This is a genomic window from Pseudoalteromonas sp. UBA6610, assembly GCF_002433295.1.
Classification (GTDB): Bacteria; Pseudomonadota; Gammaproteobacteria; order Enterobacterales; family Alteromonadaceae; genus Pseudoalteromonas; species Pseudoalteromonas atlantica.
This window is the reverse complement of record NZ_DJHW01000118.1, coordinates 1-10,311: the sequence shown is the minus strand read 5'-3', so window position 1 is coordinate 10,311 and position 10,311 is coordinate 1. Positions and strand designations below refer to the sequence as shown.

The following is a 10,311-nucleotide window of genomic DNA, read 5'->3' as shown; positions in this document are numbered from 1 at the left end:
AGCTTACAGCTTACAGCTTACAAAAATTATAACGGCTTCTTGTTTTTCATATCAAGCTAAAATTAACTTAATTGCTTGATAAATATATATCTTCTTTGTTTAACACGTACAGTGGTATGAGTTTGCGGCTGCTTGCTACAATATGTTTGCTGTGAACATTTATAACGCGGGTGTTTACTGCTACGCCATTTGGGCGGTAAATTAACGTACCTGCTAATACATAGTTAGCCATGCTGCTTTCGCTTAGCTTTTCTATATCGCGAGATAACACGAAGTCGCCTCTGTTTGATACATCAATGTTGTCCATGGTTTTAAAATCTACCACGCCGTAGCCAAATTTTTGCAGCTGATGAATAAACGTCTCTGCTAATTGATTACCCAACTGATTACTTTTATTAAGCGATGCGTCTAAATCTACAATGGTGGTAACCGCTATGTTGATGCTGTTGTTATCGGGCGCTTCGGCTTCAAGCGTATCGACTAAATCCAGCGCCATTTGCTCTACATAGTTTGCCAGCGTTTTGTGGTGTTTAAGCGGTGTAAACTGCCTTGCTGTGTCGTACTCACTTTGCTGCTGCACAGATTGGTTGTCATACACTGGCGTTGGTTGGCTACTTTGCGTTACCACGGTGTAGTCTGAGCGTGTGTTTATGCTTTCGTTATGCTCATTATTTTGCGTTATTGAACAGCCAGTTAATGCTAACGTTGCCGTTAGCCCCGCTATAGCAGATAGTTTGTAAAACATGGTCAACCTCACTCGCTGGCTTGTTTAAGCATAATTCCGTCGGTGCGATAGCTACTGTTTAGCGCATCAACCACTGATTGAGGGATAAACCCTTGCGCACTGCCCACTACCGCTTTACTTTTAATGCCCACTATTCGTGCATTTACCAGTACGCCACCTTGGTGGCTCACAAGTGTTCCTGCTAATACGTAATTAAAGTTTTGATCTTGGTTTAGCTCTAGGTAATCGCGACTAAATACAAAGTCGCCTGCGGATGTTACTCGCATATAATCGGTGGTTTTAAAATCGATAACCGGTACTCCAAAACTATGCAGTTCGTGCATAAAGCTTTCGGCTATTTGGTTACCTAACAGGCTTCCATCGCTGTAGTCATCATCTAAAAATACAAAGCTAGAAACGGCAAGTGGCGTTTTGTCGTTTACGTATTGCAGGTTTTCGACCATGTCTTGCATTATACCGCGCACATAATGGTTTATATTTTTGCGTTTTGCAGGGGCACTTTTGGTGTAGTTACTTTGCTTGTTTAAATTAGACTGAAATAACGCTTCATTTGGTGCAGGTGCTTTTACCGCACGTTGCTCTGAAACAAGCTGGGCTGCATTATCATGCTCAACCTGCTCCGGCTCTGAATGTAGCGAATTTAACATTTGCGAACAGCCAAAGCCTAATGGCAAACATAGGGTAATTAATAGGTTTCTCATGGTGTGCTCCTGATTAATATTCGCTGCGGTACAAAGAGCCGTCACGCTGCTGAATTTTTTCGTTTCCCCACATTACATTTATAGGGATCTCTGTGCTGCCTGCCGACAGTACTTGCTTGTTTTCAATATTAACGAGTCGTGCATTAACTATGTAAGCATGCTGTTGGCGCGTTACAGTGCCGGTGATGACTAAGTCAATATTTTGGCGATTGCGTAATTTACTTAAGTCGCGGCTTAATATGCTGTCTGCGTTTTGCGCTAATATAAGGTTATTACCTAGGCGGTACTCAACAGTATGATAGCCAAGCTGGGTAAATTGCGTTAATAAGCTTTCTTGAATTTGTAAGCTCAAACCCGAGGCCTGCCCTGCTACTAGCTTAGTATCTAAAGCATCGGCATAAAAAAAGCTACTCACACCAATGCGCGCATTGGCATTTAAAGCGCCATTTACATGGTTAAGCTGCGAGGTTAGATTTGCTACATACTCGTTAACGGTATAGGGTGCCATTGCTGCTTTTGGCGCGTCAGTAGGCACACTCGGCTCTGGGGGCGGAACCAAGTTGCAAGCAGTTAAATTTAACAATACTAAAGGCAATAAAAGGCGCATAGTTGCCGTCCTCTTTAAAACATACCGAGGATAAAGCAATTATTATGCCTAATTAACCTAAACTCTGGATAATAAACCTATCTCTAGCCAGAGATAATAAATTTAAGTATCAAGATAGTTCAATATGCTAGTAAGGCTCTTAACCAGAGTTCAGGTTAATTAACTTTGAGGCGTTTTGACGTAGTAGGTTACAAAGCAAGTATTATTGTTTATTAATGACTTACATGCATCCTTTGCTGCTTCTTTTGTTTTAAACGCACCAAGCTTTAATCTATAAAAGGTGTGCTGGTCAATCAGTACTTGCTCGGTATTTACTTCAAGCTTATTTGAGGCCGATTGAAATTGCTTTATAGCCGCTTCAAGTACCGCTTTATTTTTATATGCCCCCACTTGCACAGCAAACAGCGCATTTGTATTTACAACAGCTAAGTGGTTAGTTTGCTGTGGTTTTGGCTGCGCGTTAAGTTGTTTTAATTTATCTACTGTGCGCTGTAATTCACTTTCTAGCTTTAACAGTCTTTCTAGTTGAGGCTTGGTTTGTTGCCACTGCTGCGCTGACTCTTTTAATACGGCTAAGTCATCTTTTTTAATGAGCACCGCCTGCTTTTGGGCCGTTGCTAGTGCGTGAGCACTGTTTGCTAATGCAAAGCCTAAAACTAATGTGGCTAAAAAATCCTTGTAGTGCAGCATAAGTATGTTGTTAATATGGGTAAGAGTGGGCGCTATTTTAACAGCCAATCAACGCTTAGCAAGTCACGCGTGCTAGGACCTATTGCGCTTTTATACCAATTAGCTTAATTAAGTAATCTATTATGAGGATAGTAAAACGTATTGATAGCTAGGCAAAAAAATTGCTATTTAGTTGCTCTAAATGAGAATTTTTTAACGCAGAACGCAACACGATTAGGCCCGTCAAATGATTATTTATTATTGCGGGTTGGTATCACTATTAAAGTTTAATTGGCTTATCGGTGTAGTTACTTACAATGCAGTCGAGCTTATACATTTTAAATACTTCACAGTCGGCTTTGGCATTTTTAAGGTTTTTATAAGAGCCAAGCTTTAAGCGATAAAAGGTTTTATCATTTATTTTTGCGGTTTCTACGTTGGTTAATATTTTATCTCTAAATAGTGGCGCTGCTTTGGTATTTAGTTCTTGCCAAGCCTTGGCTACATCCTGCTTAGAGTCAACCGAGGCAACTTGTAATGCAAATACATGTTTAGGGGTATTAAGCTTTATAGTTTGCTTTCGGTTATTGTTAGCAGCTTTGTAAGTTTGCTGACGACGTGGCTTATTACTGGTTGTACGCGAAGGCGTGCGAGTGTAACGGCTGCTATAGGCAGGGCTTGCATTAGATTGTGCAATAGCTTTAGAGTTTATTATATCTATATGATTAACCAGGTAAGTAATTTCTTTTTCAAGCTTTAAAATACGCTCTATACCGGCGCGTGCTTGCTGCCATTGCATTGCGGCATCTTTTAATTGCGCAAGCTCTAGTGCAGTTATCGATACGTAATCGGGCGTGGTGTTAGGTATTTCATTATCAACAGCAGGTTTAGCGGTAGGCGTAATAGAGCACGCCGTGCCAAACGTAAGCGTAAAAAGGCATACAAAAAAGTGTTTATAGTATTTTTTTAATTTAAGCATGTACCCGTTATCCTGAAAGCAGTGCCTGTGCACTTACATTTCAGTTAAACGTTCTCACAAGAAAGCGTTTAACTTATCTATTAAACAATGAGCAAATTTGCTCCTATACGTTAATTTACCTGCAAAGATAAAATTAACACGACCCTCCATGGGTGTGGCTTTTAATACAACTTTAATGCCAATTAACATAAACCTTTCAATATAAATTACGTTGTGTTTAAAAATAACGCAAGTCAAATTCAGAACATAATTAAGCGTAGCCCATCTTTATTACTCGCGTCGTTAAAATTGAGTAAAGCTATACTAATAGTGGCATTAATAATTTAGCACTAAAAAAGGCGCCTAAACAGGCGCCTTGGTGGGTAATTTAATAAAAACTAAATTAACGATTTAATAAATGTTTTTAAATCATCTGCAAACTCGTCGCGGCGCAGAGCAAACTCTATCGTTGCTTTTAAGTAGCCTATTTTACTACCGCAATCGTGGCTGCGGCCTTTCATTGCGTACGCGTCTACTTTTTCTTGCTGCATTAACATGGCAATTGCATCTGTAAGTTGAATTTCGTTGCCAGCCCCTTGCGGCGTTTTAGCAAGCAGTGGCCAAATGTTTTCGCTTAATACATAACGCCCTACTACAGATAGGTTTGAAGGTGCTTCATCTACTGGCGGTTTTTCTACCATGTTTATAATTGGCGAGCTTTCACCTTGGTGAAGCTCTACGTCACCTAAATCAACAACACCAAATTTGTCTACTTCGTCCATTGGTACTGGCTCAACCATAATTTGGCTGTGCTTAGTTTCTTCAAAACGGGCGATCATCTCTGCTAGGTTGTCTTTTTTAAGGTCGCTCTCTACATCATCAACAATTACATCTGGCAAAATAACCACAAAAGGTTCGTTGCCAATAATTGGCGCTGCACAGTTAATTGCGTGGCCTAAGCCTTTGGCTTCGCCTTGGCGTACGTGAATAATGGTCACATCTTTAGGGCAAATTGCCTGTACTTCGGCAAGTAATTGCCGCTTTACGCGTTTTTCAAGCGTGGCTTCTAGTTCAAAGCTGGTATCAAAATGGTTTTCGATAGAGTTTTTACTTGAGTGCGTTACAAGTACAATCTCTTTAACGCCTGCTGCTACCGCTTCATTTACTACATATTGAATAAGCGGGCGGTCTACCACAGGGAGCATCTCTTTAGGGATAGCTTTTGTGGCAGGTAACATACGCGTTCCAAGGCCTGCTACGGGGATCACTGCTTTCATCTTGTTCTCCTTAATCTTATTATACTGAAAACGGATATTGGATTGGTTCGTGGCATTGATAGCCTACTACTTCAAAATCGTCTCGTGTTACCCATGTTTCTATATCTTCTAGTGATTTTATGTTTGGGTTGATATTTAATTGCGGTGAGTCAAACGGCTCACGTGTTAACTGTACATCGCGCATTAACGGTAACTGGTTTTCGTAAATATGCGCATTAGCAATTTTATGATACGCCTTACCTGCTTTATGGCCGGTAATTTGCGCAACCAATGCCAGTAATACAAAACACTGAATTTGATTAAAATTAAGGCCGAGCGGCACATCGCAACTGCGCTGATACGATGTTAAATACAGCGTGTCGCCAAGCAGCGAAAACGTATGCGTGTGCATACATGGGCGCAAGCAACCAAGCTCAAACTCACCAGGATTATAAAAGGTAATTATTTCACCTCTGTCATCAATCCCGTTTTTTAAGTTATTTATTACTTTAGCAAGCTGATCGAGCGTTGAGCCATCTGGACGTTGCCAATTACGCCCTTGCACGCCATAAACGCGGCCCATGTCGTCCTCGCCTTTGCGGTTAGGGTTATTTAGCCATGCGTTATTATCGTTTGCGTTTGCATCCCAGGTTTTACAGCCTATATCGCGAAATTGCGCTGCGCTATCGTACCCTCGTAAATAACCTAAAAGCTCTGCTATTGCGGCTTTGTAGTAACTTTTACGAGTGGTGATCATAGGAAATTTATTATTACCTACATCGTATTCTAAGTCGGCATTAATAACGGTTAAGCAGCGCGTGCCTGTGCGTTTGTTTTCTACCCATACACCTTCGTCAACGATGCGCTGACATAATTTTAAATATTGTTTCATGATCTGTTCTTACTATGCCTTTGCTGCGGTTACAGGTTGCGGTTTTTTGTACGCCCAAATTAATAGCCCTAGGCCACCAATTATCATAGGTAACGAGAGTATTTGACCCATTGAGATAAAATCGGCAAATAGGCCAAGCTGCGCATCTGGTTGGCGGAAATATTCAATACAAAATCTAAATACGCCGTATCCTAATAAAAATACACCGGCTACACTGCCTGCAGGGCGAGGCTTTTTGATAAACCATAATAAAATTAAAAACAGGACTAGCCCTTCAAAAAAGGCTTCGTATAACTGCGATGGGTGACGCGCAAGTGGCCCACCCGTTGGAAATACCATTGCCCATGGCACATCGCTTACACGGCCCCATAACTCGCCATTTATAAAGTTACCAATACGCCCTGCTAATAAGCCAACCGGAACCAGCGGCACCACAAAATCTCCCACTGCGAATAGTGATTTTTTGCGGGTTTTTGCAAATACTATAATAGCGGTAATAACCCCTAATGTTCCGCCGTGGAACGACATACCGCCTTGGTCAATTCTAAATAAATATAATGGATTTTCTAAAAAGTAACTAAACTGATAAAACAATACATAGCCAATTCTGCCGCCTAAAATAACCCCTAGCATGCCGTAAAAAAGCAAGTCGCTAACTTGCTCTTTAGTCCAACCAGAGTTTGGTTTTTCGGCTTGACGATTAGCAAACCACATCGCAAATGCAAAACCAATTAAATACATTAAACCGTACCAACGTACGCTTAGCGGTCCAACAGAAAAAATTATTGGATCGATTTGAGGAAACTCAAGTGCCATAAATAAACCTTTAGCTAAAAACCATTTTAAGTGCGATGAGCACAAGCAACACCGCGAAAATTTTCTTTATTATATTAACAGGTAAATAATGAGTTGCTTTAGCCCCTAAGGGCGCCACAAACCACGATGTTATTACAATACCAAATAATGCAGGTAAGTATACAAACCCTGCGAACCCATGGGCTAAATCGGTTACCTGCCAGCCTGCGCTTATATAACCAATAGAGCCAAATAGCGCGATAACAATGCCGCTCGCTGATGCACAGCCTATCGCTTTTTTTATATCAACTGAAAAGTAATTAAGCATAGGGGCAATAAGTGCGCCGCCACCAATACCTATTAAACCAGAAAGCGCGCCCATAAGAGCAGAAATGCTCCCTAAAATAATCCCTTTTGGTAGCGGTTTTTCTTTAAGCGATTTACTACGTGATGCCCACACCATTCTGCCTGCAATAAACACAACACTAATTGCAAACACGCTGCGTAATGCTTGTTCGGGTATTAAACTTGCGGCAAAGCCACTTATTAACGCGCCTAAGCCTACACCCGACATAACCCACGGTGCAATTTGCCACGGCACATTATCATTTTTATGATGAGCCAAGACTGAAGAAGTAGAAGTGAATAAAATAGAGGCAAGCGATGTTGCAATAGAAATAACTAATACGTGATCAGGTGAAGTAACGTCAAACATCAGTAATAAACTACTTAAAACAGGCACAATAATTAAACCGCCGCCTATCCCTAATAGCCCTGCTAAAAAGCCAACTACACAGCCAAGTAGCGCACAACTGGCCACGAGTAAAGCTAAGTCATACATAGTGTTCTCAAATACCTTTTCGTGCGCCTATATTAAAGGATTATAAAGTTAATAGCATCTTTAAGCGCTGCATTATTTGGCGGTGTAGAATAGATCGCCTAATTGGTGTTCAATCATAAAATTGCGCGTTAAGCGCAGTACCTGTTTAGCGTTCGATTGCACTAAGCACTCTGCGAGTAATTGCTGCATATCGTTAATATTTAAGCGCCTTAAAATCCACTTTACTTTAGTTAACGACGACATGTTCATACTTAAATGCCTATAACCCATGGCAATGAGTAAAATAGCGCCCTCTGGCTCGCCGCCTAGCTCGCCACATAAACTAAAGGGTAAACAGTGTTTATTACATTCATTCGCTACTTTATTTAATACCCTTAACACGCCGGGGTGATATGGGTTAAATAACTGAGCCACCCGCGCATTTGCTCTATCGACAGCAAGTAAGTATTGCGTTAAATCGTTACTGCCTACTGAGCAAAAATCTACTTTTTTAGCCCACTCGTCGAGCATAAATATACTTGAGGGTACTTCAAGCATAATGCCCACTTCTGGGCGCTCCAAGTTTTGCTCTGGGTGTTTTTCTGCCAGTTCAAAATAAGCTTGTTCAAATAACGCGAGCGCTTCGTCTACCTCTTCTGTACCGCTGATCATAGGCAGCATTATTTTTAAATTACCTAAACCCATGTTTGCTTTTAACATAGCTTTGAGCTGATCTAAAAATAGCTCTGGGTGGTCAAGGCTTATGCGTATGCCGCGCCACCCTAAAAAGGGATTTTCTTCGGTAATATTAAAGTAATCTAAAACTTTATCGCCACCAATATCTAGGGTTCGCATAACCACTGGCGCTGGGTGGTAACTTTTTAGCACCTCCCTATACCAGTTTTCTTGCTCAGCTTGCGATGGAAATTGCCCCTTTTGCATAAACCATGCTTCGGTACGATAAAGCCCTACCCCATCGCAAATATGCGCACTGCTTTGCTCGGTATCAAGCTCAAGCCCTGCATTTAGCATTAAATTTATTTGCTCACCATCTAAGGTAACCGACTGCGCACTTTGCTCTGCTAAAAAGCGGTTATTGAGTAGTTTATCTTGGTGCTTTAACTGCGCGTATTCATCGAGTAACACTTGCGAAGGAGAAATATATAAACGCCCAGCAAAGGCATCTAAAATCATTGGTTTAGCATCAAATTGCAATAAGGGTAAATCTTCAATACCCCAAATAGCCGGTATTCCCATCGCTCGGGTTAATATAGAGGCATGGCTATTGGCTGAGCCATTCACACTCACTACACCGGCTAAATGCCCGTTGGGTACTTCAGCCAGCATGGCGGGCGTTAAGGTATTCGCAATTAATATGGTATTGGGTGGGTAATCTTTTACTGCGTGCTCTGTGTTTACAAGGTGGTGTAATACCCTTAAACCAATGTCTTTTACATCAACTGCGCGCTCTTTAATGTAGGGATCTTGCATGGCATTAAACTGCGAAATAAGCCGCTCAATAACAATTTTTAAGGCGCTTTTTGCACACCAGCCCTCTTGTAACTGTACCTCAACATTGTGGCCTAAACTTTTGGCATCAAGTAATTGTTGGTATACATCAAATACCGCGAGTGCTTCACGCGGGATTGAGTCACTCAAGGTCATAGACAGGGTATTAAATTCTTTGCGGGTGGCAGCAACGGCTTGTGTAAACAAACGGCGTTGCTCGGCGCTATCAGGATCTTTTTTTAGCTCTATAGATTTAAAATCAAGCTTGGGCAGTACCACAAAGGCTTGGCCAATCCCAATACCTGGGGCACTCGAGACCCCTTTGAGCACTGAGGTTTGGTGTGATGATTCGTCTTGGCGTAAAAGCTCTTTTATTTCAGCATGCGCAAGTTGCGAGGCTAGCTGCGCTGAAAGGGTAATTAAAAACGACTCTTCGTCTTGGCTAAAAACCCGCGCCATTTTTTGTTGTACAACAATAACGCCCAATACCTTTTTTTGATGCACCACAGGCACAGACAAAAAGGCATTATAACCTTCTTCGTTTACTTCGGGGGAGAGCTTAAAACGCGGATGAGATTTTGCAAAAGCTATATTAATGGGCTCTTCACGCTGGGCTACTAAACCTACAAGCCCTTCGGTAAAGCCAATTCTAAACTTACCTACGGCATCGGGATTTAGGCCTTCGGTTGCCATAAGTACAAAGTTATCTTGGCTGTAGTCGGCAAAATAAATAGAGCAGCACTGGGTTTTCATGGCCTCTTTTACCATTTTCACAAAGCACACTAAGGCACTGTCTAAATTCGCTTGTTGCGAAACAGACTCAGCAATAGTTCTAAGTGTTGCCAGCATTACCTGCTCCTTATTTTATAATTATGCTACTACCTTTTGTGTCGCCACTGTTCTTTATGATGTTCTCTTTTATTAAAAGGCATTGCAAACGGTGCAAACTCTTTCATCACCCGTCTGTATACATCGCGTTTAAACGATACCACTTGCCTTACTGGGTACCAATAACTCACCCAGCGCCAATCATCAAACTCGGGATGATGTGTTTTAAGCAAGTTTACATCTTCATCTTTGCAACGCAGTTTTAATAAAAACCATTTTTGTTTTTGCCCAATACACACCGGACTAGAGTCGCGGCGAATTAATCGCTTGGGTAATTTATAGCGTAACCAATGTTTTGAGCTTGCAACTATTTCTACATCTTCTGGTCGCAAACCTACTTCTTCGTGTAATTCACGGTACATGGTTTGTTCGGGTGTTTCTCCGTCATCAACGCCGCCTTGGGGAAATTGCCAAGAATGTTGACCGTAACGTCTAGCCCAAAAAACCTGCCCCTGATTATTGCAAATTACA

At 41.5% G+C, this 10,311-nt stretch carries 11 protein-coding genes; all 11 read right to left on the bottom strand.

Annotated elements, in window-relative coordinates:
• Positions 1 to 67 precede the first annotated feature (67 nt).
• On the bottom strand, positions 68 to 745 hold the full coding sequence (locus tag B4F91_RS15845) for a FlgO family outer membrane protein (protein WP_286939157.1): 678 nt from the start codon (positions 743 to 745) through the stop codon (positions 68 to 70).
• An 8-nt stretch (positions 746 to 753) separates the two neighbouring features.
• Positions 754 to 1,446, bottom strand: a complete 693-nt coding sequence (locus tag B4F91_RS15840) for a FlgO family outer membrane protein (RefSeq protein ID WP_286939156.1) — start codon at positions 1,444 to 1,446, stop codon at positions 754 to 756.
• A gap of 13 nt (positions 1,447 to 1,459) precedes the next feature.
• Entirely contained in the window at positions 1,460 to 2,053 is a 594-nt protein-coding gene (locus tag B4F91_RS15835; protein WP_004586247.1) for a FlgO family outer membrane protein, read from the bottom strand.
• A 159-nt stretch (positions 2,054 to 2,212) separates the two neighbouring features.
• Entirely contained in the window at positions 2,213 to 2,791 is a 579-nt protein-coding gene (locus B4F91_RS15830; protein WP_004586246.1) for an SPOR domain-containing protein, read from the bottom strand.
• Between the two features lie 211 nt (positions 2,792 to 3,002).
• The gene (locus B4F91_RS15825) at positions 3,003 to 3,701 is read right to left on the bottom strand and encodes an SPOR domain-containing protein (protein ID WP_286939155.1); all 699 of its coding nucleotides are present in this window, start codon (positions 3,699 to 3,701) and stop codon (positions 3,003 to 3,005) included.
• A gap of 377 nt (positions 3,702 to 4,078) precedes the next feature.
• Complete coding sequence (galU, locus tag B4F91_RS15820) at positions 4,079 to 4,957, bottom strand: UTP--glucose-1-phosphate uridylyltransferase GalU (RefSeq protein WP_004586244.1); 879 nt, start codon at positions 4,955 to 4,957, stop codon at positions 4,079 to 4,081.
• 19 nt (positions 4,958 to 4,976) lie between these two features.
• Entirely contained in the window at positions 4,977 to 5,828 is an 852-nt protein-coding gene (locus tag B4F91_RS15815; protein ID WP_004586243.1) for a thymidylate synthase, read from the bottom strand.
• A 12-nt stretch (positions 5,829 to 5,840) separates the two neighbouring features.
• Complete coding sequence (gene lgt / locus B4F91_RS15810) at positions 5,841 to 6,644, bottom strand: prolipoprotein diacylglyceryl transferase (protein ID WP_286939154.1); 804 nt, start codon at positions 6,642 to 6,644, stop codon at positions 5,841 to 5,843.
• A 10-nt stretch (positions 6,645 to 6,654) separates the two neighbouring features.
• A complete protein-coding gene (locus B4F91_RS15805; RefSeq protein ID WP_286939152.1) occupies positions 6,655 to 7,464 on the bottom strand; it encodes a sulfite exporter TauE/SafE family protein in 810 nt (269 codons plus the stop codon).
• A gap of 72 nt (positions 7,465 to 7,536) precedes the next feature.
• The gene (gene ptsP, locus B4F91_RS15800) at positions 7,537 to 9,801 is read right to left on the bottom strand and encodes a phosphoenolpyruvate--protein phosphotransferase (RefSeq protein WP_286939150.1); all 2,265 of its coding nucleotides are present in this window, start codon (positions 9,799 to 9,801) and stop codon (positions 7,537 to 7,539) included.
• A gap of 29 nt (positions 9,802 to 9,830) precedes the next feature.
• On the bottom strand, positions 9,831 to 10,311 hold a 481-nt coding region (gene rppH / locus B4F91_RS15795; protein ID WP_288635986.1), incomplete at its 5' end, for an RNA pyrophosphohydrolase.

Coding starts and splice junctions, on each gene's coding strand:
- B4F91_RS15845 (WP_286939157.1), bottom strand. CDS start 745: ATGTTTTACAAACTATCTGCTATAGCGGGGCTAACGGCAACGTTAGCA.
- B4F91_RS15825 (WP_286939155.1), bottom strand. CDS start 3,701: ATGCTTAAATTAAAAAAATACTATAAACACTTTTTTGTATGCCTTTTT.
- lgt (WP_286939154.1), bottom strand. CDS start 6,644: ATGGCACTTGAGTTTCCTCAAATCGATCCAATAATTTTTTCTGTTGGA.
- B4F91_RS15835 (WP_004586247.1), bottom strand. CDS start 2,053: ATGCGCCTTTTATTGCCTTTAGTATTGTTAAATTTAACTGCTTGCAAC.
- B4F91_RS15815 (WP_004586243.1), bottom strand. CDS start 5,828: ATGAAACAATATTTAAAATTATGTCAGCGCATCGTTGACGAAGGTGTA.
- B4F91_RS15840 (WP_286939156.1), bottom strand. CDS start 1,446: ATGAGAAACCTATTAATTACCCTATGTTTGCCATTAGGCTTTGGCTGT.
- ptsP (WP_286939150.1), bottom strand. CDS start 9,801: ATGCTGGCAACACTTAGAACTATTGCTGAGTCTGTTTCGCAACAAGCG.
- galU (WP_004586244.1), bottom strand. CDS start 4,957: ATGAAAGCAGTGATCCCCGTAGCAGGCCTTGGAACGCGTATGTTACCT.
- B4F91_RS15805 (WP_286939152.1), bottom strand. CDS start 7,464: ATGTATGACTTAGCTTTACTCGTGGCCAGTTGTGCGCTACTTGGCTGT.